Annotated in this window: 17 protein-coding genes; 10 read left to right on the top strand and 7 right to left on the bottom strand. The window is 56.0% G+C overall.

What is annotated here, in order from left to right:
• Positions 1-62 precede the first annotated feature (62 nt).
• The 3 genes from SH467x_RS08615 (at position 63) to SH467x_RS08605 (ending at position 5,584) form a co-directional block, all read left to right on the top strand.
• Positions 63-3,488: an LPS-assembly protein LptD gene (locus SH467x_RS08615; protein WP_482370866.1), complete on the top strand. Its 3,426-nt coding sequence runs from the start codon at positions 63-65 to the stop codon at positions 3,486-3,488.
• Entirely contained in the window at positions 3,485-4,999 is a 1,515-nt protein-coding gene (locus SH467x_RS08610) for a carboxypeptidase M32 (protein ID WP_482370865.1), read from the top strand. The genes SH467x_RS08615 and SH467x_RS08610 overlap by 4 nt, the downstream gene beginning before the upstream one ends.
• 198 nt (positions 5,000-5,197) lie before the next feature.
• Complete coding sequence (locus SH467x_RS08605) at positions 5,198-5,584, top strand: Hpt domain-containing protein (RefSeq protein ID WP_482370864.1); 387 nt, start codon at positions 5,198-5,200, stop codon at positions 5,582-5,584.
• Here the strand turns inward: SH467x_RS08605 and SH467x_RS08600 are convergent.
• Positions 5,559-7,475, bottom strand: coding sequence for a hypothetical protein (locus tag SH467x_RS08600; protein WP_482370863.1), 1,917 nt, complete (start codon positions 7,473-7,475; stop codon positions 5,559-5,561). The two genes, SH467x_RS08605 and SH467x_RS08600, sit on opposite strands and share 26 nt — an antisense overlap.
• A gap of 81 nt (positions 7,476-7,556) precedes the next feature.
• Here SH467x_RS08600 and SH467x_RS08595 point away from each other — a divergent pair, with 81 nt between their 5' ends.
• Positions 7,557-8,741, top strand: coding sequence for a glycosyltransferase (locus SH467x_RS08595; RefSeq protein ID WP_482370862.1), 1,185 nt, complete (start codon positions 7,557-7,559; stop codon positions 8,739-8,741).
• On the opposite strand, the gene SH467x_RS08590 is transcribed toward SH467x_RS08595, so the two are convergent.
• Positions 8,719-9,417 carry an orotidine 5'-phosphate decarboxylase / HUMPS family protein gene (locus SH467x_RS08590; RefSeq protein WP_146677210.1) on the bottom strand — a complete coding sequence of 233 codons (699 nt, stop codon included), beginning with the start codon at positions 9,415-9,417 and terminating at the stop codon, positions 8,719-8,721. The two genes, SH467x_RS08595 and SH467x_RS08590, sit on opposite strands and share 23 nt — an antisense overlap.
• Complete coding sequence (locus tag SH467x_RS08585; RefSeq protein ID WP_482370861.1) at positions 9,414-10,607, bottom strand: serine hydrolase domain-containing protein; 1,194 nt, start codon at positions 10,605-10,607, stop codon at positions 9,414-9,416. Before SH467x_RS08585 ends, SH467x_RS08590 begins: the two co-directional genes overlap by 4 nt.
• A 296-nt stretch (positions 10,608-10,903) precedes the next feature.
• Between SH467x_RS08585 and gyrA the strand changes: the two genes are divergently transcribed.
• Together gyrA and SH467x_RS08575 are read left to right on the top strand one after the other, a co-directional pair.
• Positions 10,904-13,738 (top strand): DNA gyrase subunit A, encoded by a 2,835-nt coding sequence (gene gyrA, locus SH467x_RS08580; RefSeq protein WP_482370860.1) that lies wholly within the window; start codon positions 10,904-10,906, stop codon positions 13,736-13,738.
• Between the two features lie 2 nt (positions 13,739-13,740).
• Positions 13,741-14,532 carry a polyprenol monophosphomannose synthase gene (locus SH467x_RS08575; RefSeq protein ID WP_482370859.1) on the top strand — a complete coding sequence of 264 codons (792 nt, stop codon included), beginning with the start codon at positions 13,741-13,743 and terminating at the stop codon, positions 14,530-14,532.
• Positions 14,533-14,591: 59 nt separating this feature from the next.
• Here the strand turns inward: SH467x_RS08575 and SH467x_RS08570 are convergent, their stop codons facing one another.
• The 3 genes from SH467x_RS08570 to SH467x_RS08560 are packed head-to-tail and all read right to left on the bottom strand — an operon-like array spanning position 14,592 to position 19,377.
• Positions 14,592-15,581, bottom strand: a complete 990-nt coding sequence (locus SH467x_RS08570; protein ID WP_482370858.1) for a D-2-hydroxyacid dehydrogenase — start codon at positions 15,579-15,581, stop codon at positions 14,592-14,594.
• 18 nt (positions 15,582-15,599) lie between these two features.
• Positions 15,600-18,539 carry a phosphoribosylformylglycinamidine synthase subunit PurL gene (gene purL / locus SH467x_RS08565; protein WP_482370857.1) on the bottom strand — a complete coding sequence of 980 codons (2,940 nt, stop codon included), beginning with the start codon at positions 18,537-18,539 and terminating at the stop codon, positions 15,600-15,602.
• A complete protein-coding gene (locus SH467x_RS08560; RefSeq protein WP_482370856.1) occupies positions 18,505-19,377 on the bottom strand; it encodes a prephenate dehydrogenase in 873 nt (290 codons plus the stop codon). Before SH467x_RS08560 ends, purL begins: the two co-directional genes overlap by 35 nt.
• Positions 19,378-19,544: 167 nt before the next feature.
• On the opposite strand from SH467x_RS08560, the gene SH467x_RS08555 reads away from it, so the two are divergent.
• Together SH467x_RS08555 and SH467x_RS08550 are read left to right on the top strand one after the other, a co-directional pair.
• Positions 19,545-20,270, top strand: coding sequence for an RNA polymerase sigma factor (locus SH467x_RS08555; RefSeq protein ID WP_482370855.1), 726 nt, complete (start codon positions 19,545-19,547; stop codon positions 20,268-20,270).
• A gap of 133 nt (positions 20,271-20,403) precedes the next feature.
• Positions 20,404-22,893: a serine/threonine-protein kinase gene (locus SH467x_RS08550; RefSeq protein ID WP_482370854.1), complete on the top strand. Its 2,490-nt coding sequence runs from the start codon at positions 20,404-20,406 to the stop codon at positions 22,891-22,893.
• On the opposite strand, the gene SH467x_RS08545 is transcribed toward SH467x_RS08550, so the two are convergent.
• Positions 22,890-23,429, bottom strand: coding sequence for a DUF2617 family protein (locus tag SH467x_RS08545; protein WP_482370853.1), 540 nt, complete (start codon positions 23,427-23,429; stop codon positions 22,890-22,892). The two genes, SH467x_RS08550 and SH467x_RS08545, sit on opposite strands and share 4 nt — an antisense overlap.
• Before the next feature lie 294 nt (positions 23,430-23,723).
• On the opposite strand from SH467x_RS08545, the gene glgA reads away from it, so the two are divergent.
• Together glgA and SH467x_RS08535 are read left to right on the top strand one after the other, a co-directional pair.
• Positions 23,724-25,229, top strand: coding sequence for a glycogen synthase GlgA (glgA, locus tag SH467x_RS08540; RefSeq protein ID WP_482370852.1), 1,506 nt, complete (start codon positions 23,724-23,726; stop codon positions 25,227-25,229).
• A 28-nt stretch (positions 25,230-25,257) separates the two neighbouring features.
• Positions 25,258-26,517 (top strand): galactose-1-phosphate uridylyltransferase, encoded by a 1,260-nt coding sequence (locus SH467x_RS08535; protein WP_482370851.1) that lies wholly within the window; start codon positions 25,258-25,260, stop codon positions 26,515-26,517.
• The last annotated feature ends 409 nt before the right edge of the window (positions 26,518-26,926 follow it).

Below are 26,926 nucleotides of genomic sequence, written 5' to 3'. Positions count from 1 at the left end.
TCTATACTCCCGCCGAGAAGCGCCCGTGCGGAATCGGGCCGAAGGAGCCTTTTTGTTCGGGAGTGGAACGGATTCCAACCCAGTCGTTTGCTAAACAATCGCCGCTGCGTCCCGCTTTGCGCCGACGCCAAGCCGCGACCGATTTGCAAGCTTGTTGCCGGCCGGCAACTGGTTTCCGGATCGGGCTGCGCGCTGTGCGATGGGGATCGAGCGTTCGAGCTGTCGCATGGGTGATGGGGTGGCTCCTGATTCTGTTGGCGATCGCAGGTGGAAGCTCGGTTTGGCCCTCTGCCTTGGCTAAGGAGATCGGTGTTCCGTTAGCGGATCCTAAATTCTCGATCAGTGTTTTTGCCCGCGAGGCGACTCGTCAGAATCAGGGTGTGTATGAGGTCCTTACCTTCCAGGGTGGCGTTCGCATCTACCAAGGCAATTTCGTTCACACCGCGGATCGGGTTGTGATTTGGATCGATCGTTCGCAACCGGAAAGCGTATACGAGACACAAGCTTACAAGTACATCGTCGAATCTCAAGGACATTGCGAGGTTCGATTTGGAGATGGCCAGTCTCTGCAGGACGAGCAATGGATGGGAAGGTTGTTCAGTCATTACGAACTGGAGACGCGCGCCGACGTTTGGTTGGAGCCAACAGGCCCACCCCCCGATTTGACCTCACCTCTCTCTGCACAAAGTCTCTCCTCGGTGGAGCCAGCCATCGCATGGACCAGTGCCGACTCCGATATGCGTGTGAAGCTGGCTGCGCAGATGTCCAGCGACCCCGCCTTGCTAATCCCCCCTCCTCCTGCTTCTTCAGGTAGCTTGGGTGCAACGAGTGGCAATGGGATGATCATCGGCAATCCGAGTATGGGAGGGACGGTGCTCGACGCTGGGACAATGCCAGGCCCTTCCCTTTTGCCACATGGTTCCCCGGTTGGATCCGACGTCAATGCATTTCAAATCGGTGCACCTGGGCCGGAGGTTGTGATACCGGCTCCTGTCGCGGCACCGGTTGCGATGAGCGATCCGAGCGCGGCGGCGCCGAGACCCTTTGGAGCTCGACGCTTCGATTTCTCCGGTCGCGGAGGCATTGAGCCTCGTTTCGAAATGATGAACCGTCCCGAGCGAGGAGATTCGGTCCTCACATTCTCTGGGGGGATTCGGCTTCGATTCCAGGAAACGACTTTAGCCACATCCGATGGCGTACTGGATATGGGGACGGTCTTGATCGAAGCCGATCGCGCCGTGATTTGGACTTCTAACCTGCAGAAGCTCATCTCGGGCAAAGTGGATGACATGCCCGTCGAGATCTATTTGGAGGGGAACGTCGTGTTCCAGCAAGGAGCGAGGCGGGTTTATGCCGAGCGCATGTATTACAACGTGCAATCGGAATATGGAATGATCCTCGGCGCGGAATTGCTCACCGATGCTCCTCAATACGAAGGGATACTTCGGATCAAGGCCGATGTGGTGCAGCAGCGATCGCGAGAGAATTTCTTGGCCCATCAAGCCGCTTTGACCAGCAGTCGCCTTGGAGTTCCCCGCTATTGGCTCCAGTCGGACCGCATCGAACTAAGCGATCGAAGTCAAGAGCCGCAGCGTGTTCTGTTCGGTCGACCGTTTCCAGGTTCATCGAGCGGTGAAACCGGGATGAAAGCAAGGGCGCGTCACAATTTCGTGTATGTCGAGGGGTTCCCGGTCTTCTATTGGCCTGTGTTGGATACCAATGTCGACACATCTGGATTTTATTTGACAGGGCTCAAGGTCCGGAACGATCAGATCTTTGGCAGCCAAGTCATGTTGGATTGGAATCTCTATCAGATTTTTGGCATTCAAGCCTTCGATGGGACCAGTTGGACTCTATCGACCGATTACCTCGAGAAGCGTGGATTGGGGATTGGGACCCAGTTTCAATACAACGTTCCGAACGCATTCCCGAGCGGTTCGGCCAATGGCATTGTTGACTTCTGGGGGATACGAGACAAAGGGCTCGATATTCTCGGGGTGGATCGAACGAATCTGACCCCGGAGGAGTTAACTCGGGGCAGGCTCTTGTTCCGACATCGCCAGTTGCTCGCGCCCGATACGGAGTTTTGGGCAGAAGGGGGGTGGGTCAGCGATCGCAATTTTCAAGAGCAGTACTTCGAACAGGAGTGGGATACACAAAAAGATCTGACGACCGGACTTCGATTGCGGCAGTATCTCGATAATCAGATGCTCGACGTATCCGCGCAGTTTCAGGTCAACGACTTCCACACCGAGACCAGCTGGTTGCCAAGATTGGATCACTATTGGCTTGGCCAGACACTCGGACCCTATTTCACTTACTACACCCATAGCGATGTCGGGTATGCTCGGCAGCGCGCCGCGTCGACTCCAACGAATGCAGCGGAAGCGGCCAAGTTTCAGTTGCAGCCAAATGAAGTCGATGCGTCGGGAATTCAAGCCATGACGAGGCACGAGTTGAATCTTCCCATCGATACGGGGATAAGCAAGATCGTGCCTTACGTGTCGGGCGAGGCTGCTTACTGGGGGGAAGATGTGAACGGCGATAGTTTGACACGTTTGACGGGTCAAGCGGGTTGGAGATCGTCGACTCCTGTTTGGAGAGTGTTTCCCGATGTGCAGAGCACGGTGTTCAATCTCAATGGTTTGTCCCACAAAATCAGTATGGAGAGTCAGTTCTTATACGCCGATACCACGCAGGACTTAGATCTGCTTCCCCTTTTCAACCCGCTCGATGACAACGCGCAGGAGCATTTTCGTCGGCGGCTGGTATTCAATACGTTCGGCGGAACATTGCCCGACGAGTTTGACGCTCGGTATTACGCGGCTCGTCAGAGCATGCAACGCTATGTCACCGCCGGGAGCAATGAAATTGTGACCGACCAATTGCAGTCTCGCGTTGGGCTTCATCAGAGGCTGCAGACCAAACGTGGTGTCGCGGGACAAGAGCGAATTGCGGACGTCGTCGAGTTCGACGTCGATGCCATCCTCTTTGGGGACAAGGATCGGGATAACTTCGGCGAGACGATCGGTGGCATCAATTACGACTTCCGGTATCACATCGGGGATCGCGTCACGTTAGTCAGCGATGGCTACTACGACCTCTTTGAAAATGGGCTCAAGGCGACGACGATCGGCGGCGTGATCAGTCGACCTGGGCGAGGCGAGGCCTATCTCGGCGTGACCAGTTTAGAAGGCCCTATCAGCTCTACGTTGTTGACGACCACCGTGAATTATCGCATGAACGAAAAGTGGCTTGCTACTGGGGGCGCGTCCTATGACTTTAGTGCGATCGGAAATATTGGCCAGTCCCTTGGCATCACTCGGATCGGCGAATCGTTTCTGTTCCGAGTGGGAGCGACGATCGACTATGGCCGCGACAACGTCTCCTTCCAGTTTGCTCTCGAACCTCGCTTCTTCCAGCGGCGGGGACTCGGCGTAGCAGGTGGTCAAGCCATTGCACCCGCTGGATTGTATGGATTGGAATGATGTCCCAAACGTTGATCGAACAAGTCTACGAGCATGCTCGGCAAACCTCCCTATTGAGCGGGACCCTAGCGTTGCTGGAGTGGGATCACCACACCTACATGCCGGCCCAAGGGGGAGAATTCCGATCTGAGCAAGTGACGCAATGGAGCGGATGGCTGCATCAACGGCAAACGGACCCGGCGTATGGCGACTGGCTTCGAGCCTTGTCGACTCCGGATGCCATGGATCGTCTGAGCGCGGTCGATCAAGCGAACATTCGCGGACTTGTTCGCGACTACGAGAAAAACGTTCTATTGCCCGAATCGTTGGTGAAGGCGACCGCGCGTGCAACTTCGCGAGGCCAGCAGATTTGGGTGGAAGCGAGGCAGAAACGCGACTTCGGATTGTTTCGCGACATCCTCGAGGAGATTGTAAAGCTTCGACGCGAGGAGGCTTCGATCTTGCAGAAGCCTGGGCGAACGCGCTACGATAGTTTGCTCGACCAATACGAAGAGGGGGCCGATTCCTCGCACGTCGAGAAGGTCTTTAAAGAGTTGAGAGCGTCGTTGGTCCCGCTGGTTCGCGAGGCGTTGGAACGAGAGGCCAAGCATCCAAGTCACCTCGCGATCGCGGCTGATTTTCCGATCGGCGGTCAGAGGGCATTGTCTCGTTGGGTTGCTGAGAAGATCGGTTTTGACTTTGAACGGGGACGGCTCGATGAGACGGAGCATCCGTTCTGCACGACGCTTGGTCCGCACGACCACCGCATCTTGACCCGATACCATCTGGATTCCTATAGCAGTGGGCTTTATGGCGTATTGCATGAAGCGGGGCATGGGATGTACGAACAGGGATTGCCCGTCGCCATGCATGGGCTTCCCGCAGGGGCAGCTGCGTCGCTCGGGGTTCATGAATCGCAGTCGCGTCTTTGGGAGAATTTGGTCGGCCGTTCGCGCGGATTCTGGACATGGCTTTACCCCGAAGCGATCCGACATATGCCCGGTTTGGCTGGAGTGTCGATCGATCAGATCCTCGCGGATCTTCGGCGTGTCGAACGGAGTTTGATTCGGATCGAGGCGGATGAAGCGACCTACAACCTTCACATCTTTATTCGCTTTGAAATCGAAAAGCGACTCATCGACGAGGATTTGCCTGTCGAGGAGCTGCCGAGCTTGTGGCGAGACCGGTACCGTGAGTATTTGGACATCGAGCCTTCCCATGATGGCGAAGGCGTATTGCAGGATGTGCACTGGTCGGCTGGGCTCATCGGCTACTTCCCAACTTATGCGTTGGGCAATCTTTATGCGGCGCAATTGATGGAGTCTGCCAGCCGAGATTTGGGAGATTTGGAATCGATGTTCGCGTGCGGCGAGTTTCAACCGCTTCTGGCATGGTTGCGAGACAAGGTGCATGTCCATGGTCGATCGTTCCTGCCGGATGAATTGATGCGGATGGCCAACGGGGTCCCGCTATCCGCCCAGCCTTTTCTGAACGATTTGACTAAGAAACGAGCTCGGGCCGAGGCAGGGTAACGGCGAGTTCCCTTTTACGGAATGGTTTGACTTTGTCGGTTGTGCAGCCCGTCTCTCGGTGACTTTCCGCTCTGTCGCCAGAAAAATTCCTTCGATCGCGAATGCAAACCTACGTTTTCGGGTCACCCTTCGGGCCCGAAGCGGAGGTAGGCAATACCACTCACTTCACCGGGTAATCAGTTGTCGGTAACAAGCATCGTGTCCAAACAACGAACTACGTTCTCTGAGTTTGATTCGCTCATCGAGCGACATCAGGGCGACGTCGAATCTGCGCTGCAAGAAATTGAAGGTTTTGTCGAAACCTTGCAACACGACATGGAGGTTCTCGAGCGGCAAGTCCACCGCGAGGATTCGCTCACAGTCGCCAGTGTCGCTTACCGATTGAAATCGGCGGCGAAGCGATTGGGAATCGAATTGATCCATCAATCGGCTGTGCAAATCGAAACCTCCGCGCGAAAGAATCGATTGGGGCAGCTCGCAGCTGAGATCGATTTGATGAAATACCAAGTGGAGCTCTTTACGCAGTCCGCGCAGATTCAGAAGGAATCGCTGGACGAGTTCAAGGTGCCGTCGAGTTCTTCCTGAGTTTCGGTTTGGACTGCATCAACTGATTCCATGCCGAGGCGGAAATACGACTTCCTGCGGCATGCAGTGTCGTCAACTTAGGGATCTCGCGCAGCGCGCTTAGAGCTCGGTCATCGACCGATGTCCCTGCGATCCAGAGGGTCTGCAATTGCGGGTGATTCCGGAGCGATTCCATTCCCTCGCTATCGACTTTGCAATGGGACAAATCCAATTCTTGAAGCCGAGGCATTTTGGCGATCCCGGCTAGCGAAGCGTTGCTAATTGCGGTCGATTCGACATTCAATCGGATAATATCCCACGACGCTTCTTCATTGAGCCAAGCCGAATCGTCGATTTGGGTAAACGAGAGATCGATCGAATCCCATTGGGTTCGCCCGCCGAGTTGCGTGAGCAACCAATCGGCCGTGGCAGGGGTGCGGCTTAGGACCAATTCATTGCGATCGTCGTGTGGAAGATAGGCTTCCTCGAGAAATGGGCTTCTTTGCAAATAGTTGGCATAGTTCTTCATGAGTTCTTCGTCGCTTCCGGGCGACCAACTCTGGGCGTCGCCTCGGTGATAGAGCCTTGCTAAATGCTCCCTAAATCCGACAGACGATTCACTCCGTTCCATCCAGAAGTGGGCTAGTCCGCAGGCTTGGCTATACCGTTTTGGCAAGTCTTGCGCGTCGCGAAATGCCAATCCATTTGCCGTGCCAAAGTCTTGCCAAGGAAACCAAATCTGATCGTGCAACAATCGATAACGACCTGCCTGCAATCGAGGGGAATCCCAACCGCCGATATCGATGAGAAACGCCGTCCCGAGATCTCGAGCAGAGAGCGACTCCATATACAACGCGATTCCTTCGACCGCCCAAAAACCAGGAGTTTGGTCCGAGTCGAAAACAATAGATTGCCCCGAAGCCTCTGAAAAGAATTGGTGGGTAAGTTCATGCACGAGGGTCGAGAAATTCCTTGGCCCCTCTAAATAGAACAACGAAACCGATTGCGAAGGATTGTAGTAGCCGTTGGATAATCCCACATTGCGAACGCTGCTCGAGAGAGCGTTTAGGTAAGCCTCTTTGGATCGAAAGATGACAACTTGAAAGGGTCGTTCTCTGGTTGAGAGGTTAGGTGCACCATTTTGTTCGTTAGATTGGGCATATTCAAAGAACATCTGTCGCCACAAGGCGTAGGTGAGTTCGCAATACTCGGCGACTTCGGCTCCATTTTGGCTTCGACCTTGGAAGGCGATATCGAAGTGGGGTGTTTGAATCAGTTGGTATGCCGATGCGGGCCATCCGGTGATGGGGTGAGATCCTTTTTGCGATGCGCGTGTTCGTCGTGGAGTGAGGACGGCTTCCGCGGGAGGCCAACGGACTTCCGCTTGGGGGATGCGAAGTGTTGCGAACCCAGCGCGAAGCCAATTCCAGCGGGAGGCGAGTTCCGGCACTCTGGCGATTTGGGCTTGTTCGATTTCCTTTTGGATATCTCCGTCGATGGAAATGAGATGTCGCTGGAGGGATTCGCGATCGGCGGAGGTAGGGAATGCGGCTTCCCATACCGTGGTGAGTCGTCGCCCGACGGTGCGGGCTCGCGGCATGAGGAAGCGACTGCGACCATCCTGTGGGACGCGAAGGGACGCGATGAGGGAGCGGAGTGGATCGAAGGCTGGGGAGCCCTGCTGCAACTTTGCGATTCGATCGCTTAACCACAGAAAAAACGGCTCTGCGCTAGGAAGAGGGAGGAGTGAGGGAGCGAGTGTCGGGGGCGTCGTCGCATCTTGCTGGAACTCCTGCGGACCGTCCGCGAAGGCCGAGGAAGCCGCTACAATCGCAGCAGGGTGGATCGAAGCCAGTGCCGCGAGCCCTTGAACGAACTGGCGCCGATCGATGCTTGTGAATGGATTGGTCATTGCGTGTGGGCTTCTTGAGAATTCGGTTGACCCGTTTTCGATCGAAGGGGCTCGCTTCAGTTTAGCGGATCGGGAATGTCGGTGAATCCAAATCGTACACGTTTGCTCCTTTGCTCTTCATCGATGGAGGCGGGTGGTAGCGAACGCCAAATGCTTTATCTGATGCAATACTTGGATCGATCGCGCTTCGACATTTCGTTGTACCTCCTTTACCCGAAAGGGAGTTTGCTCGATGAAGTACCCGAGGATGTGGCGGTTTATTCCTATTGGGGGGATCGATCCCCACCCCGTTGGAATTGGCCGGGGAGGATCTTTGCCGATCAAGTCCGGCACTTGACGCAGCATTTGCGAGCGCATCCTTCCGATTTGGTGTACGACAGGCTCTTTCACATGGCGTTGATCGCGGGCCCTGCTGCCAAGCGAACGCAAACGCCTCGCATCGCTACCCTCGTTTCTCCTCCCAACGAGGATGTCGTCCGAAGTGAGAAGCGTTGGCTGGCATGGAAGAAACGAGCCCTTCGACGCAGTTATCTCTCCGCACAAGGATTGCTGGCCGTTGGGACTGAGACCGCAGCCAGCGCCGCGTTGTTCTACAACATCCCTCGCGAGCGATTTCGAATCGTCACCAGTCCAATTGACGTCGATCGCATCGAGTCCTCTGCTCGGATGCCCTGGGAAGGCTCCTCGCTGGACCCTCATCGCAAACAGGTCATCGCGATCGGTCGACAAAGCGACGAAAAGGGGCATCGATACTTGATCGAATCCGTCGCTCACTACCAAAAGTTTGTCGAACAAGGGGGTGCGCCTCCCATTATGGTTCACTTGGTGGGAGATGGAGTATTGCGCAAGGAACTAGAGTCCTTGACCGACTCGCTCGGGCTTCGGGGCAGCATTTTGTTTCACGGTGTTCAAGCAAACCCGTACTCGCTTTTGGCCAAATCGGACTTGATGGTCCTCCCCTCGCTCTACGAGGGATTACCAAACGTGGTCTTGGAAGCGATGCTTTGTCGGGTTCCCGTTCTCGCCACGAACACACCGGGCGGAGCGGGAGAGCTATTTCGACGTACGGGGCTCGGTCAGTTGGTGGCGCGGTGCAACGCGGTGGAGATTGCGAATGCGATGCGCCGCAGGTTTACCGAACCCGAGCCATGGCTAGCCCCTCTCGAGGCAGCTCGCCATTACATTCTCGCAAACCACAGCATGGATCGATGGATCGGCGAGTTGTCCGATTTATTTGAAGCGATTAGAAGACGCGAGTCTCGCTAGCATGGATCTTCTCGCAGATCAACCGAAGCGAGCTTTCTAGATCGCCCGAGGCTGTTTTGAACGAATCGGCATCGATGGTGAGAGGGGCACCCAGGACGACCAAGGGAGCACCGTAGGATGGGCACGCGACGGCTTGCTCGAGCGATAGTCCACCGACGGCTTGGACGGGGATTTTTACCGCTTGAACGACCTCTCGCAATTGATCGAGAGGGCTGGGCATACGGTGTCCTCTGGCCGCGATTCCGCGACGTTCGTCGTATCCAATATGATGGATCACATAGTCGCACCCCAGGTCTTCCAGCCACTTGGCACCGGCGACCATATCGGGACAAATCATGTTGTCCCCCATCACCTTTACCCCAAAGTCCTTGCCCGCTTTGACCACGCACCGGACGGTTTCTTCGTGAGCCCGGGCCATCACGACAACGTGTGTTGCTCCCGCTTTGGCCATCATCTCTGCCTCGAGATAGCCACCGTCCATGGTCTTTAGGTCGGCGACGATAGGAACGTTTGGAAATCGGCTGCGCAGGGCGCGGATACCGTGCAGTCCTTCGGCGAGGATCAATGGGGTGCCCGCCTCGAGCCAGTCAACTCCGGCCCGCATTGCCATCTCGGCGGTCTCGAGGGCTTCGTCGATATTGGTGAGATCCAACGAGATTTGAACGATCGGTTTCATGGGGTCTTTGACTTGGAGGGAGGAATGTTTCGCGAGGGTTGAATCCATTCTCGATAGACGAGCCTAGCGGCCTGATTCAAGAATTCGGTTTGCCCTTCGCTTTGTTTCGGATTGCAGCCGTTGGTGATGAGAACCAACCCAAACTTCTTTTCCGGATGGAAAAACATCATGCTGTACAGTCCGTATGCAGATCCTGTATGTCCCTTGAGGGTCTGGCCAGGAATGAGCTTGTCGGTCGTCGTGATCGCGAGTCCGTAGCGCGAGCTTTCAAGGACAGGAGTCTGCATCAGTTTCGCGTGTTCGGCGGAGAGGATGCGAACGCCATCGACTTCGCCCATCTGCATATGCATCGTCATGTACCGCGCCAGATCCGCTGCGGAGATCTTCATCCCACCCGTGGGAGAAAAGATGGGGGTGCTGTAACCGAACACATAGCGATCGATCTCGTCACGTCGGGGGTGATAGGCGTTGGGGGACGGTGTAAAGGTCTTGGTATTGGCATCGTATTCGTAGAGCGTTACGAAACGATCGGCGTCGAGCGCATCGACGCGATAGCCGCCGGTGAGAGCAAGCGGCTTGAGAATGTGGTTCGCTACATAATGATCAAAGCGTTCCCCCGAAGCGCGTTCGATGATGGCTCCGACCAAATTGAAATTGAGGTTGCAGTAGCGGTGTTCCGTTCCGGGCTTTTTGGGGCTGAAGCATTTCGGTGAATAGGCGGGTTTGGAGGGATCCAGCACGTCGAGCGAAAAATAGCCTTGGCTGTCGTTGAGGCTCGAAGTGTGCGAGAGGAGCATCTTCAAGGTAATGGGGGTGTCCGGGTGCTCTGGGTTGCGGATAGGGAAACCGGCCAAGTCTCCGGCATCGTCGGAAAGTTGAAGTTTGCCTGCCTCGACCAATTGCAGGACCGCGGTCGCCGAGAAGGACTTGGAAATCGACGCGATTCGAAAGAGGTCCTCGGGTCGGAGCGGCTCTTTGGTTTCGAGGCTTCGAAGGCCAAACGACTCCGCGTGGACGGGTTCACCCTCTCGGACCACCGCGATAGCGAGCCCGATCGCTTGGTACTTCTCCATCAGTTTTTGCATAGGCTCGTTCAGGGAGGGGAACTCCTCCCCTCGCGAGGAGGAGCCGAGGATGGCCATACAGCAAAGAAGAATCGCGAGAATGCGTTGGGAGAAGCGTGGTGACATGGGAATCTTGCTCGATCCAAGTGCGATGGAAGGGAGGGGGTGGAAGGTGAGAGTATAAGGCTTTGGATCGGAGCGAGCACGCGGGTGATCGCGTGGGGGGCCGCGATTGTGAAAATGGGGTGGATCGGGTAGAATTCCAGCTTCCTTCCGAGTGCAAAAAAGCTTGGAAATAATAGGAAATTGAGACGCTTTTTGGCTGTCGCGCATGCGAGCGGCAAAAGAGTGATTGAAAGTAGCGGATTCCAGCGATTGCTGAGTCCTCGCATTGACCCTAACCAGCAGATCGGTTTCTACCCGTGTCCAATTTGCCACCTGACGATTTTGATCCCAACGATCCTGCGAACCTTCCCAATGCGGATGGGGCTTGGGATGGTGAGGGCCCCGGTGAGCGAATGATCGAGGAGGCGATCGAGGACGAGCTTCGCAATAGTTATTTGACTTACGCGATGAGCGTTATCGTCAGCCGGGCGCTCCCGGATGTTCGAGATGGGTTGAAGCCGAGCCAGCGCCGGATCTTGGTCGCCATGAACGACTTGAGCCTCACTCCCGGCGCCGCCCGGGTCAAATGCGCGAAAATCGCTGGCGATACCTCGGGTAACTACCACCCGCACGGGGAAGCGATCATCTACCCAACCCTGGTCCGGATGGCGCAGGAATGGAATATGCGCCATGTGCTGATCGACAAGCAAGGTAACTTCGGATCGATCGCCGGGTTGCCCGCTGCGGCCATGCGATACACCGAAGCCAGATTGGCGCCCCCAGCTGCCATGATGCTGGATGACTTGAAACTGGATACCGTCGACTATATCCCCACCTATGACGAGCGGCGGACCGAGCCAGTCGTTTTGCCATCGAAATTCCCGAACTTGCTCGTCAATGGCGCGCAAGGCATCGCGGTGGGGATGGCGACCAGCATTCCCCCGCATAACTTGCGAGAGATCTGCACAGGATTGATTCGCATGATCGAAGATCCCGAGATTTCGATCAGCGAGCTATGCGAAATCGTCCCCGGTCCCGACTTCCCGACCGGCGGGATCATCTGTGGACGCTATTCGATCCGACAAGCCTACAACACCGGACGCTCGACGATCGTCGTGCGAGCTCGCGTCGATGTCGAAGAAGGCAAAAAGGCCAGACTGATTGTTCGCGAGATCCCGTTCCAACAAGCCCGCGATCGCGTGGTGGAACGGATCGCCGATTTGGTCCGCAACGACAAGATCAAGGGCATCTCCGGCATTCGCGATGAAAGCGATTTGAAAGAGCCCGTTCGAATTGTGATCGAGCTCAAACAAGGGCACGATCCTCATATCGTTCTCAACCAGCTCTATCAGTTTTCCTCGCTGCAAGAAACCCATTCGATCATCCTTTTGGCCCTTGTGGACGGAAAGCCTCGCGAGCTGACTCTCAAGGAAATGATGCAGGAGTTTCTGCGACACCGCGTTATCGTCATCCGACGACGCACGCAATTCTTGCTCGCCTCGGCTCGAAAGCGAAAGCACGTTGTAGAGGGACTGCTGCTGGCTCTCGCCGACATCGATCATATCATCCAGATCATCCGAAACAGTCGCACGCAGGCCGAAGCGAAGGAACGACTGATGGGGGTGGAATGCCCCGCATCGATGATGGAACGGGCGTTGGGTGGTCGAGGCTATACCGATTTCCAACTCGAACGAGGCATCAGCGACACCTATCGCTTGACCAGCGTTCAAACCGACTCGATTCTTCGCATGACGCTTGGGCAATTGGCCGGTCTGGAGCAAGAAAGGCTGGCGGATGAACACTCCGCATTGCTCGATGAGATCTCCGAGTATCGCGATATCCTAGGCGATCCTGCTCGGATCTACGGAATCATCCGCGCCGACCTCGAAGAAATCTCGCGTCGATACGGCACCGATCGAAAGACGGTGATCGATGACGAAGAACTCGGCAACTACAACATGGAAGACCTCATCACCGAGGAGACCATGGTGGTCACGATTTCCACCCAAGGCTACATCAAGCGGATTCCAGCCACAACCTACCGCGCCCAAAAGCGTGGGGGCAAGGGAATCGCTGGGATGCGAGCTGAGGGAGAGGATCCCGTGGAGCATCTCTTTGTTGCGAGCACCCACGCATACTTGCTGTTCTTCACCAACCAAGGCAAGGTGTATTGGCAAAAGGTCTGGGAGATCCCACAAATGAGCCGCGAGAGCCGCGGTCGGGCTGTTGTCAATTTGCTGAACCTTTCCCCAGACGAGAAGATTCGCGACTGCGTCGTCGTGCGTAATTTTGACCTCCCCGGTCACTTCCTCATGATGGCTACCAAGAAGGGGATCGTGAAGAAGACGGAATTGGAGGCATACAGCCGTCCGAAGAAGGGGGGAATCATCGCGATCAAGCTTCGAGAGGACGATGAATTGGTGGATGTTGTCATCACCAAACCGAATGACCAGATCGTTCTTTCCACCGCGACGGGGATGGCGATTCGGTTCTCGGAAAACAATGCTCGCCCCATGGGACGCAATACGTCCGGGGTGAAAGGTATCTCGCTTCGAAAGGGTGACGAAGTGATCGGGATGGTGGTCGCCGATCCAACAGCCACCCTTCTTACCGCTTGCGAGTTCGGCTACGGAAAACGTACCACGTTCGGACCAGGGGATGAGATGGCTGGCAAGGAACTGCCGATCTCCGATGACGGAAGCGAAGAAGAGGGAATTGTCGAAGACGAGTCTCCAATCGAAGAAACAGAGGCCGAAGATCTGGGCTCTGCCAATCGCTACCGAACCCAACGACGAGGTGGCAAGGGTGTCATCGACATCAAAGCGACGAATCGGAACGGCAAGGTGGTTGGTATCGCTGCGGTGCACGATGCCGACGAAGTCCTGATGATGACCACCCGAGGTAAGATCCAGCGGATTGCGGTCAAAGACGTCAGCGTCATCGGTCGCAACACGCAAGGGGTCCGCATTATGAGCTTGGACGATGGCGATTCGCTCACCGCAATCGTTCGCGTTCCGTCCGAGGAAATCGATCCATCTGAGATTGAAGCGGCATCGGCGCCGATCGCTCCTATGTCAGAACTACCGGTCGATGAATCGCTGCCTGAATCCACTTCCGAGTCCGATGCATCGGACGCCTCCGAAGGTGAATAAGGTTGGATCTTAACAAGCTTGACGCAACCGCCGATGCCAGCCTTGCTTCGGCAGGGCTGAACCAGGAGGAGCGACTGCTGGTTCTCGTTTGCACGTACAACGAGAAGCTGAATCTCCCGTCCCTTTTCGACAAACTGGATGCAATCCTTCCTGGGAGTGACATCCTCGTCGTCGATGATAACTCTCCCGACGGGACAGCCGAATGGGTGAGGGAAAAGAGCAAGACACGTCCCCATACGTTCTTGATCCATCGATCCGGAAAACTTGGGCTAGGGACCGCCATCCGCGCGGGAATGCGACATGCCATCGAGAACCATTACGACTGGGTTTTGAATCTGGATGCCGATTTGAGTCATGATCCGGCCGCGATTCCGAAACTGCTTGCTCAGCGCCCGACCCACGACTTGGTGATCGGATCGCGTTACGTCGCGGGAGGTGGTTTGGAGGGCTGTTCTTGGAAGCGAATTTTCGTGAGTCGATGCGCGAACGCGTACGCGCGTTGGGTGGTCGGGTGGAAGGTGCGAGACTGCAGCAGTGCCTATCGACTTTACCGCGTCGCCGCCTTGGCTCGGCTGGATTGGACATCCATTCACGGCAAGGGATATGGTTTCCTCGAAGAAATCCTCTGGCATTTGATCGACCAGGGCAATCGTTGGACGGAAGTGGGTATCGTCTATACCGAACGGCAGCAAGGGGATTCGAAGATCTCGATCAAGGAAGCTCTTTCCACCATCGATTCCTTGCACCGCGTCGCTCGATTGCGATCGACGAAAAGCAAAGCGAGTAGCGAGTAGCGAGTAGCGAGGGGCGAGGGGCGAGGGGCGAGGGGTGGGAGCCGGACGCACCGTTGCGATTAGATCACTCGGTTTTTCAAGGGCTCGTTCTGTTCAAAGCGAGCAAGGTTCTCGAGGAAGTGTTTTACTAGGGACTCCATTTCCTCTCGAAAGCCTCCTGCGGAGTGGGGTGTGATGAAACAATTTCGAGCGGTCCACAGGGGATGCTCCGCAGGGAGTGGTTCCGGTGTGGTGACATCCAGATACGCCGCTGCCAGTTGCGACCGATGGAGCAGGTCGACCAAGGCGTCTTGATCGACCGTGTTTCCGCGTCCGATGTTGTAGAAGATGGCGTCGGGTCTCAGCCTCGCCAGACGGTTTCGATCAAAGTAGCCTTGGGTGCTCGCGTTTGCGGGGAGAATATTGATCACATGATCGGCGTTGCTCAGCCACTCGTCCGCTTGTTCGTGCGACAAAATGGGAATCGATTCGTTCCCCTTCGGTTTTCGACGAACCCCAACGATTTCCATGTGAAAGGGAGCAAGCAATTCGACGAGGCGCTTGGCGATTTCTCCGTAACCGAACAGGATCGCTTTTTGGCCTCGGAGCAGGAAGCTATTGCGTCGGATCGATGGGGCCGACCAAGCTCGGTGGCTTCGTTGCTCGTCGAGGCATGCAGGCAATTGGCGGGCGAGGCTCATCATCATGGCAAACACATGTTCCGCGCACGGTTCGTCGTAGACCCCGGAGCTGGTGGTGAGCCATGCGTTGCGGCCCCGGAACGCATCCTTCAAATCTTCGCGATCGTAGGCCGTGTATCCTGCGGACGTTAAGTGGACCCACTGGATATTGGGTAGCTGAAGCAATTGCTGTGCATCGGGCTGACCGAAAGCGATCTGTGCCTCTGCCAGCGCAGGATCTGCTGGGCTGCCTACTAGATTCGAGCTGCTGGTTTGGTTTGCGACGATCAGACGATGCGAACCCAAGGCATCCCGCAAGAGTTTTTCGGCAGGTGCGGGGAAGCTTGCATTGGTCCAGATCGTGTAGGGACGAATCGGGTGCATCGACATGTTCGTTCCAATCGAGTGCTATTGCCAATCGAGCGGCGCGAGCCATCGATCGCGAAGCTGTTTCCAAGGGACATCGATGAGTGTCTTTCCGTCGGACGATAGGGTGACTCGATCGTGCGGTTCGACGGTGCCCAAGCGATAAACGGGTAAGCCTTCGAACGCAGATTCGAAAGCCTCGGTGCAATCCGCAGGAACTTCGCAGAGCAATCGGCTGTTGGACTCGGAGAACAGTGCCGTTTCCGCGCTGACAAAGCAGGCTTGTCGCATCGCGGTGAGGTCGGTGGAAACGCCGAGTTCCCCAGCGAACGCCATCTCCGCTAGCGAGACCGCCAATCCACCTTCGCTCAAATCGTGGCAGGACACGATCTGCTTGTTTCGAATCGCGCGATGAATGCCTTCGTAGAGTCGCATCGCGAGCGGCGCATCCACCTCCGGCACTTTACCACCCTTGAGTCCAAGAGATCTCGCTACCTGGGAACCGGCGAGTTCTTCGCGAGTGACGCCGACTAGATAGATGGCGTTCCCCACTTTCTTCAAGTCCATCGTGATGGCTTGTTGGCAATTCTCAATTTGTCCCATGGCGCTGATGAGGAGCGAGCAAGGGATCGCAATGGTTTTTTTGGCGCCCGAATCGTCGGTAAAGGAGAACTCGTTGTTGAGACTATCCTTTCCGCTAATGAAGGGAGTCTTCCATTGGACCGCCAAGTCGTGGCACGCGATGGCAGCCCGGACGAGCGTTCCGAGAGTCTCAGGCTTTTCGGTATTGCCCCAGCAGAAGTTATCCAAGACAGCCAACTTGGAGGGATCGGCACCGACGGCGACGGCGTTGCGAACGGCTTCGTCCATCGCGGAGGTTGCCATGTGGTACGGATCGAAGTCGCCGAGTGTGGGGTTCATCCCGCAAGCGAGAACGATGCCTTTGGAGCTATTCAGTTTCGGTTTGACCACGGCAGCGTCGCTCGGTCCATTGCAGGATGGACCGACAAGTGGTTTCACCACACTGCCAGCTTGCACTTCGTGATCGTATTGTCGGATGATCCAATGCTTGCTCGCAACGGTTGGGTGCGAGAGGATATCCAGCAGGGTTGATTCGATCGCTTCGCGCGAGAGGTTCGGCAGGGAAAGAGGGATTGTGGCCGAGGGTTGGTAGACCGCTTGCCGAACGATGGGGGGGCGACCTCCGTGGAGGAATTCCATGCTCAAGCACCCGACTTCTTCTCCTCGATACATCAATCGAAGATTTCCGGTCGGCGTGTAGACGCCGAGGACTGCAGCTTCGACCCCTTCGCTAGCGCAGAGCGCCTTCAAGCGATCGATCTTCTCAGGTGGTACTGCAAGAATCATTCGCTCTTGCGCTTCGCTGATCCAAATTTCCGTGTAGCTAAGGCCTTCGTATTTGAGGGGAGCTTGTTCTAACCAAACCTCTGCACCGATGTCCTCACCCATTTCGCCAACAGCGCTGCTGAAACCCCCTGCGCCGCAGTCGGTCACTGCGCTGTAAAGACCTTCATCGCGTGCAGCGAGGAGGACATCGAGGACCATTTTCTCGGTGATCGCATTTCCAATTTGGACTGCGCCCCCCGAAATGGATTCGCTTTCTTCTGTTAATTCCACGCTACTAAAGGTAGCTCCGTGGATACCGTCCCGTCCGGTTCTACCGCCGATGGCGACGATCCGGTCGCCTGGCAGCGCGTGCTTTTCGACTTTATTGCGAGGGATGATGCCGACATTGCCGCAGTAGACGAGTGGGTTGCCAAGGTACCGATCGTCGAAGTAAACGGCACCGTTGACCGTGGGGATTCCCATTCGGTTACCGTAGTCTCGAACACCGGAGACGACCCCCGACATGACGCGTCGCGGATGGAGGACTCCAGGTGGTAGCTTCGCAGGATCGTAATCGGGGTTTGCGAAGCAGAAGACATCGGTGCTACATACCGGCTTGGCTCCGAGGCCGGTTCCTAATGGATCGCGAATGACCCCACCGAGTCCGGTGTTGGCACCGCCATACGGTTCGATCGCGGAAGGGTGGTTGTGCGTTTCCACTTTGAAGACGACGCAATCGTCGTCGTCGAAAGTCACGACTCCCGCATTATCCTTGAACACGCTGACGCACCAATCTTGATCGCCGAGTTCTTTGCGAATTTGGACTGTTGCGGCGAAGATCGTTTCCTTGAGCATCGACTGGAACTGCCGGGTACCGTTTTCGTCGGTGTATTCGATTTTTCCGCCGAGCGTTTTGTGGCTGCAGTGTTCGCTCCAAGTTTGGGCGATGGTTTCTAGTTCGATATCAGTGGGTTCGCGTCCCAGGGTCGCGAAGTGGGTTTGGATGGTTTTGAATTCAGGGAGTGTGAAGTAGAGTTGTCCGTCCTTGCTGAGTTTCATCAAGGCCGCGTCATCGAGATTCGAGATCGGGACGATGACTTTTTGGAAGCTGTAAACCGATCCGACGGCCAATTCGGTCAATCGCAACGGTCCCACGTTGACTTGTTCGATCGAATCGTTGGCCAGGACCTTTTGGCACATCCGGTCAACGATAGAGGGTTCGACAGAGCCCGACCGGGTTCCGATCCAGTACTTGCGAAACGTGCGGACTTCGTCGACATCCAGTCCGATATCGCGGAGCAGTTTGAGAGTGCTTTGAGCGACCGGGTCCATCACACCGGGCTTGGGCAGTGCGTAGACCAGGGTCGCCTGCCTGTTGGAGGTTGGGGGAGTGGAGAGGCAGTTGTCGCTGATGGGAGCGGCGATGCAGCGTTGGGCGATGGGGTCGGAGAGGAGGTCTCTGGCGACGTGCTGAACTGCGGCGAGATCTACGGACCCTTGGATGAGGAATCCGTATGCCCCGTGGACGATCAAGTCGTTCGAGATGCCGAGTTCGCAAGCGGCCTTGGCGGCGGAGGCTCCGAGAGAGTCAGGCTGACCATCAGCCGGATAGATGTCGACTTGCCACAGCGTCACGGGTTGCTTTTCCTGCTTCGAGTAGTGATTCCACACGGTCGAAGTCCCCTTGTTCGAGTGCCTCGATCCATGTTTGGCAGATTGTGGCAAAGTTCTTCAAGGCTTGTAAGGCTGGAGCGTGGTTTTCTTCTAAGATCTGCCGCCAGAGCTGGGGGTTGCTGGCGGCGATGCGCGTCGAATCCATCCAGCCTTTCCCGACAAATTGCAGCATATGAGAAGGGGTTGTTCCCGCGAGGGCGGAGGCGACCATGTGGGGCAAATGGCTGGAAATCGCGAGAGCTTCGTCGTGCTCCTGGGGAGTGAGAATGCAAGTTCGAGAGCCCATCGACTCCCAAAACCGGGTCATGCGATCGGTGAGATCTTTCGGCGTTATGTCGGTCGGGGTGATGACTACGAGGGCGCCATCGAGCAAGGTTCCGACGGCGTGTTCGACGCCGCTGTGGTGGCCACCCGCAATCGGATGGCTCCCGATATACTGCGAAGCGGGGAGCCGACCGACTGCGCCTCGGATGATGCTCTGTTTGGTGCTCCCGACATCGGTGAGGATCGCATTTGATTGGGCGACGGAGGCAGCGACGGCGAGGGAGTCGACAATCGACTGGACGGGAGTGCAAGCGATGATGAGATCGGCATCGCGAGCCCCTGCGAGGATATCGTCGGTTGCGACATCGATCGCGCCTCGTTGGAGAGCGGTATCCAAACGAGAAATCGAACGACCTACCCCGACGACTTGCTTCGCGAGCCGCTTTCGTTTGAGCGCCAGGCCGATGGATCCGCCCAACAGCCCAACTCCGATGATACAAACTCGCTGCCAAACCATAGATGCGTTCAAAGCCACGATGAAGACGACGTCGGGAGATCACCTTGTCTAGTCGTCAGGAACGGGGTCGAGTAGTCTTGAAGGGATGGTAGTCTACAGTCCACCCTGCGACTTGCGAACAGGGCAGCCGGAACATTTGGCGATTCCACGTCAACCGTTTGTTGGCATTTGGTAGGATGGAATTCATGTTTACGACAACCCACTGGACGGCCGTGTTTCAAGCGGCCAAGGAACACAGCGGAACGCCGCGGACTCATTTTGGACAATTGGTCCAAAAGTATTGGGGGCCTCTCTACCACTATGCCAGGCAAAAGGGGCTCGGGGCAGAGGATGCCGAAGATGCGACGCAGGGGTTTGTAGAAGAAATGCTCGCAGGTGGGTTGCTCCAGCGGGCGGACCCGTCGCGAGGTCGATTTCGCGCGTTTCTTCTTCACTCTTGGAAGCAGTATTTGATCGACCGGCATCGTTTCGCAACGAGGGAAAAGCGAGGGGGCCATGCGGCCCAATATTCCTTGGACGATTCGGTGGAGTTGGGGCCTGTTGAGGTGGGGGGCAGTTCGCTTCCGGTGCCCGATGCGGAGTTCTTTACGAGGTGGGCCGATCAAGTCGTCGAGAACGCCATGCAAAGATTGGAGGCTGAATATGTCGACAATGATCGGCATTTGGTCTTCCAGTTGCTTCGGGGCCATTTGACCTCCGAGATGAATGCGAATCTCTACCTGCGATTGGGGGAGGCGCTCGGCATATCGGCTTCGGCGGCCAAGGTCGCGATGCATCGGCTCAAGCATCGGTTTGGCGCCACGCTTCGCGAAGTGGTGGCCGAAACGATCGATGATCTGGAGTCGTTGGATGAGGAAATCGCGTTTCTCGCGTCGGCCGTCGCTTCCCGCTCGACGCTTCCAAAAGGGTAACCACGAAACGCACCGGATAAAAATTCTTGGCCGTTTTCCCATCGATGCTGTAACCGGCAGAAAAGTTTGTCGGAAGTGTGGTTGTACCAAGTCTCCTTCTTTCTATGTGTTTGCGGTTTTGGGTGAATAGGTTATGGCATTCAAGCTTGAATCGGTTGCGTGCTCGCGATGCGGCTCTCCCTTGGTCCAAGGTTCGGACTGCTCTCGTTGTTTGCTCCAAGCCGAATCGAGCGGGGTGAAACGTCTGTTCCCTGTACCGATCCTTTCCATCGACGAGTTGGAGGGGCTGCAAAAGAGTTTTCCCCAATATCAATTGAAACGGGTGATAGGCCGCGGGGGCATGGGGAGTATCTACCAAGCGAGGCAGACAACCCTCGACCGAGACGTCGCGTTGAAAATCATCGATTCGAAGATCTCTGCCGACCAGTCCTTTGTCGAGCGCTTTGAGCGGGAAGCCAAAGTGTTGGCAAAGCTTTCCCACCCCAATATCGTGGCCATCTACGATTTCGGCCGGACTTCCGACGCAATGGCGTTCCTGGTGATGGAATTTGTGGTAGGCCTCAACCTGCGCGAAGCCATGAGTTCCATGGAGTTTAGTGTCGAGGAAGTGTCGAACATGATGCGGACCTTGTGCGACGCATTGCATTACGCACACCAACGCGGCGTGATTCATCGCGACATCAAGCCGGAGAATATTCTCCTCGGGGATGATGGGGCTCTCAAGGTGGCAGACTTCGGGATCGCAAAGTGGAACGATCCCCGCTCGGCACCTCGAATCACTGCGACGCAACAGGTCCTCGGTACGCTCCACTATCTCGCTCCAGAACAAATTGAATCACCTGGGGAAGTTGACCATCGTATCGATATCTATTCCCTGGGAGTCGTATTCTATGAATTGCTCACGGGCAAATTACCGGTTGGTAATTTCGAGCCACCCAGTCAGTTGAACTCCATGGTTTCGAGGGAAATGGACCGGGTCGTGATGCGAGCCTTGTCGCGTCGCCCGAGCGCGCGTTTTCAGTCCGCAGAGGAGTTTCGCACTGCGATTCTTTCCGCCGCGCAAGGTGTTCGCTCGGCCGAGTCGGATGCACTTGAACCCGAGATTCATCCTTTGCCGGCCATCAGCGTGCCGATCGAACGCGACGACATGGCGGGTTTTGCGAACGTTCTTGGTTCGTTGCAATGCACGGCGAAGGGGATCTTTATTGAGTACCAGATTCGAGATGCGATTTTCGCAACGATCAAGTCTCGTGTGCATTCGATCTTGATCCCCTGGGGACGCATTACGCGGATCGACTACAAGCCCGGCGTATTCTGCGGCAAGTTGGTTCTGGTGGGGGATTCCCTTTCGGCCTTGCAGGAGTTTCCTGGCTCCGAGTCAGGCAGGATAGAAGTAAAGATCAGGCGAGTGAATCATGATCTCGCAGTACGAGTATTGGATTCAGCTCGAGAGATCGCGCCTGAATTGGTGCAACCCATTGTTTCGACCAAACGGGTCGGATCTCAGAATTTGCTCCTTTCCCTCGGGCTTATCTTCTTAGGAATTCTCAACAGCGGATTCCTAACCATCCTGCTTTTGCTCTTCGCCGATGGTTTCATGGGAGTCCTGGCGGTGATCTTGCTCAGTGTCGTATTCGGACCCATTATCATCACGCAATTGACTTGCGGAATGATTCATGCTTTCACCGGCATGGAGGAAGCGGGGCACATCGGTTTGGTTGCCTCCATGCTTCCCTGCACGCCTTGCGCCGTGATTGGGATTCCTGTTGGGATTTGGGGGCGCACCTGGTTGTTCCGACAATCGATGATCGATGCACCGCAGCCTGCAGGATTTGGTGCGACAACAAGGATTTTTTTGAGAGATGCTCGCAATGCGCAGCTTGTTGTTGCGATGGAGACGATTGGCGCTGTGGTGGCGATCGCCGGAATCGGCGTTTATTCGTTCGGGCTTTACCCAACGCAAATCGTCTACCGGGTGGTGGGAAAGATGGAGCAGTTCGACTCGCCCACCGATAGCTCCGTCTCGACCGAGAGTTCCCAGGTGGGAGGGAAGTTCCTGTTAGAAGCCGTTCGCGCGCGGCTGGCGATCCTCCCGGGAATCGCGGTGGAGGAGTCAGGGCAAGAGCGGATGGAAATTCGCTGTTGGCGGTATCAGCAATCCTCCGTGTATCGATTGCTCAAGACCCCCAGGGCCCCGAGCCTTGCATTGCTTCGAGCAGGAGATGCGAATCGAGAACCGAATCAAGCGATCGAGCCTTACTTGGGTACTAGGCACATCCAGGCTTCCGAGGGGAATGGGTCATCGGAAGGGATGGGCGAGATCGACTTTGCGATCCAAAGCGATTGGGTGGCAGCCGTGGAAGTGGAAAGCGCCGATGCGATAGTTCTGGAATGGACCGAACGAGGTTGGCAGCAAGCGAGTTTGCTGGTGGACGGGACCACTGGTTCGAGCGTCCTCGGGCTTGCATCGAACCATTGGATCGAAGGAGTCGCTAGTGTTGAGAACCCGATTCCCAAGCGCGTGGTGTTTCGATTGCGTGGAGCGAAGGGAGAGGATGGGTATGCGATTCAAGCGGCTATTCGAGGTCCGGATTTACCGCGAACCCTGGAGCTCATTCGCTAGAGAGCTTGAAAGGTCGAAACGGCCTTCAAAATAGTGTGGTCGTCCGGGAAGGTGTGGAAGGCTTGGACGAGCATTTGGTTTTCTCGCTCTTCGACATGAAGGTAGCTGACCGCACCGTAGGCGATGCGACCGCTTGAATCGAAGGTTTGAAGAAGCTCTTGGTCGCACTCGGATCGCTGCAATTGGGTTTGCACCATCCAGAACATATCCGGTGAGACCGACTCCCGTTCGCATTCGGTCGTGTAGCGGATGACCGCATTTCGATCGACTTCTTGATAGAACTTGGAACGTAGCGGAGAGGAGAGAATACGACGTTTTTGGGGCAGTAGCTGCTGGCAGGAGCAGAGGACTTCGGAGATCACGAGATGGCCGCAGACGAAAGTGATCACATGTCCGTCACCGGTGATATCGATACGGGCGGAGTAGTTCGAGCGTTGGATCTGTTTCGTTTTGTAGATTTGAAAAAGCTCTGGGTGGATCGATCGTCCGTAAACATACAGTGCGTGTTCTGCGATAGTCGGTCGAATCGAAAGCACGGCAGGCCTTTGGGGGATGAGGGGGAGAATCGATCGTGAGGGTCGCGATTATAGTGGGGTGATTATGGGGCTACCAAGATCAACTTTGCAACAATCTGGCTAAAGAAATTACCAGGGCGGGATTGATGTCAAAACTCGGAGGGGTGGTATGTGTCCTCTTGACCGTTTCCTTCCTTCTGTCCTCTTGACAAGGAGCGGGTGCATTGCTGGGTGGCTCGAAGTTGAGAAAAGTTATGTTATCATGCGACCCTCCAAAGCACCTGGTTGCTAATCCTTCCTTGAGAGACCACGAGAATGCACATCGTACTTGCCGCTTCCGAAGCGGTTCCCTTCGCAAAGACCGGTGGATTGGCGGATGTTTGTGGAGCGTTGCCCAAGCATTTGGCGGCGCGGGGGCATCGATGTTCGTTGTTCTTGCCAGGTTACCGTCGCGCGATCCACTCGGGGCAACCGATGGAAGACACGCATGTTTCGTTTGTGGTCGACATGGCTGGAAAGCAAGTTGCCGCGCGGATATTGAAGACGACCCTGCATGAGGGGGCAGCCGATGTCTACTTCGTCGATCAGCCGCATTACTTTGATCGCGAGCACTTGTATGGCGACGAGCATGGCGACTATCGCGATAACGCAGAGCGATTCGCCTTCTTTTGTCGCACGGTTGTCGAAGCGATCGAGCGTCTACAGATGCATGTCGACGTGTTGCACGCGCACGATTGGCAGGCGGGATTGTTGCCGGCTTATGTTCGGACCGGGTTTGGTGGCAAGCGTTGGTACCAGCATGCCGCCTCGGTGATGACGATCCACAATTTGGCTTATCAAGGCCGATTCTGGAGTCATGACATGCACTTGACCGGCCTGGATTGGCAGTTCTTCAACTGGCAGCAAATGGAGTTCTACGGCGATTTGAATTTTTTGAAGACAGGCATCTCCTTCGCGGATTTTGTCACCACGGTGAGCCCCAGCTACGCGCAAGAGATCCAAACGCCAGAGCATGGATGCGGACTGGATGGAGTGCTACGAGCCAAGCAATCCCGATTGCTCGGAATCGTCAATGGAGTCGATTACAACGTCTGGGATCCGAGGCATGACCATCACATTGCGCAGAACTTCGGGGTCGAAAACTGGCGGGATGGTAAAACGGTTTGCAAATCCGATTTGCAGCATTTGATGGGTCTTCCGGCCGACCCGACGAAGCCTGTGATCGGGTTGATCGGGCGATTGGCCGAGCAAAAAGGGTGGGATTTGGTCAAGCCGCTCATGGAAGGGTCGGTCGAGCAGATGCCCGCCCAGTGGGTGATTTTGGGGAATGGCGAGCATCGATTCGCCACGGCACTTTCCCAATTGGCAGCCAGATACCCGGACAAGGTTGCGGTTCGCCTGGAGTTTTCGGAGCCCTTGGCGCACAAAATCGAGGCTGGCGCGGACATGTTTCTCATGCCGAGCCGCTACGAGCCCTGCGGCTTGAACCAGCTCTACAGCCTGCGGTACGGAACCGTTCCCGTCGTCCATGCCACAGGGGGGCTCAACGACACAGTCGCCGACTTGGCAGGCGACGACTTGGCAGGCGACGGGGAGTCTGCGGATCGGGCGACTGGGTTCGCCTTCCGTGATTATTCCTTGCAAGGAATTACAGAATGCGTCTGGAGAGCACTGAATATCTATTCGCAAGATTGCAATCAATGGGGTAGACTGGTCTCACGAGGAATGCAGCAAGACTGGTCGTGGTCCACGAGCGCATCATTTTACGAATCTGTCTACAGTCGCGCCCGCGAGCAAGCAGCGATCGAAGGCAGACTCTAGAACAACCCATTTGGGAGTCACCCCACCCATGCACGAAACACGCTACGACTGGCTGGCGGATCGATGGGTGATTTTTGCTCCCAATCGCGAGGAAAGGCCGAACGAGTTTCGACCCCACATGAAACCTTGCGCGACCCTTACCGGGTTGCATGCTTGCCCGTTCTGTTCCGGTTCCGAGCGGGAGACGCCTGAGCCAACCCTCGTGCTTCCTGCGAGCGATCATGAGCAAACACGCCCTCTGATCCGAGGTGAGATCCAGCGAGAGCTTCAGGGCGCACTGGATCATTGGAAGGTACGGGTCGTACCGAACAAGTTCCCTGCGATTCTTCGATCTTCACCGGAAACCCGAATCGACAACTGTGGTGGGTCCGACCACTTTGCCGGGTCCGACAATTTTGCCGGGGCCGAGCATGGCGCTCATCGCAACCATTCCAGTGCTTACCATCGAGACAACGGAAACCATCGCAATACCAATCGGCCTGGAGCCATGGCAGGCGAGGGAGTACTCCAACAGGTCGTTAGTACGTTGGAGATGAGCGAGTCCCATCCTTTTTTCCATCGCCAGTGTGTTTCGGGGACCCATGAAGTTATTATCGAATCGCCGAACCACGTCGATAGCGTCACCGCGCTGCCGCTGGATCAAGTCGAATTGGTTCTGCAGGCCTATCGATTGAGATTGGGACATTGGCGTTCACAACGCGGACTCCAGTATGCAGTGGTCTTCAAGAACTACGGAGCGGACGCAGGGGCGTCCCTGTCGCACACGCATAGCCAATTGATGTGTCTCGATTTTGTTCCGAGCGATGTCGAACGTATGCATCGAAGATTGACCGAGTACCGACATCGTTTCGCTCAATGCTATATCTGCCAATTGCAGTCCGAAGAGCTTCGCGCGCAAGAGAGGATTGTCATGGAGTCGGAGTCCTTCGTGGCGTTCTGTCCCTTCGCATCCCGTTTCCCGTTTGCCTTTTCGATCATTCCTAAAAAACATCGCTGCCACTTTGACGAAGTTCCCGAGAGCGAGTTGAAGGATCTTGCGAAGGTTTTGAAAGCGTGTTTGGCTGCTCTCGAATCTGCTCAGCCCTACGCCGCTTACAACTACGTGTTACAAACAGCCCCCTTCCATCGTCCCGACCGGAACTCGCATCACTGGCGATTGCGGGTCATTCCCCGGCTCAGCAAAGTCGCTGGCTTTGAGTGGGGGTCCGATTGCTTCATCAACACGACGAAACCGGAGCTGGCTGCCTCGGTCTTGCGCAGTCACTTGCCAACCGCTGGGGATCTTTGAAGATCCCACCGATAGGCGTACTCCCACCACCGCAGGTGGATTCTAGAAGTCGGGTATGATTTGTTTATGGAATGCAGACCGTTGTAATGGTTTGGTGCATCTTGTTGTCATGAATTGGGTTATGGATGGTACTATTTTTGGTTTGGATGTACCCCATGGATCCCTCGCGATAAACCCGCCTGCGAGCCCGCCCCGCTCACTGACGCAGGTGTCGTAGCAACGCGGGAATCCCTCTCGCCTTCCATCCCCTTTCACCGGACAGGGCGAGGGGGGAGAGCAAGCGACGCGGGCTGGGCCAAAACAGACGCCCAGATCTGGCTTTTTTGCTGACTTTTTTCGCAAAAAGCCTTCGCAGAATCCACCGGAAATGCCCGAATCCATTTAGGATTGGTCGGATGCGACAACCGCT

It is taken from the genome of Brakhagea slesvicensis, from assembly GCF_052161625.1.
GTDB lineage: Bacteria > Planctomycetota > Planctomycetia > Pirellulales > Pirellulaceae > JBKCUI01.
Note: the sequence above shows the minus strand (reverse complement) of the source record. Positions and strands in the feature narration are given on the sequence as shown.

Coding starts and splice junctions, on each gene's coding strand:
- SH467x_RS08610 (WP_482370865.1), top strand. CDS start 3,485: ATGATGTCCCAAACGTTGATCGAACAAGTCTACGAGCATGCTCGGCAA.
- SH467x_RS08600 (WP_482370863.1), bottom strand. CDS start 7,475: ATGACCAATCCATTCACAAGCATCGATCGGCGCCAGTTCGTTCAAGGG.
- SH467x_RS08590 (WP_146677210.1), bottom strand. CDS start 9,417: ATGAAACCGATCGTTCAAATCTCGTTGGATCTCACCAATATCGACGAA.
- SH467x_RS08585 (WP_482370861.1), bottom strand. CDS start 10,607: ATGTCACCACGCTTCTCCCAACGCATTCTCGCGATTCTTCTTTGCTGT.
- SH467x_RS08570 (WP_482370858.1), bottom strand. CDS start 15,581: ATGTCGATGCACCCGATTCGTCCCTACACGATCTGGACCAATGCAAGC.
- SH467x_RS08555 (WP_482370855.1), top strand. CDS start 19,545: ATGTTTACGACAACCCACTGGACGGCCGTGTTTCAAGCGGCCAAGGAA.
- SH467x_RS08550 (WP_482370854.1), top strand. CDS start 20,404: ATGGCATTCAAGCTTGAATCGGTTGCGTGCTCGCGATGCGGCTCTCCC.
- glgA (WP_482370852.1), top strand. CDS start 23,724: ATGCACATCGTACTTGCCGCTTCCGAAGCGGTTCCCTTCGCAAAGACC.
- SH467x_RS08535 (WP_482370851.1), top strand. CDS start 25,258: ATGCACGAAACACGCTACGACTGGCTGGCGGATCGATGGGTGATTTTT.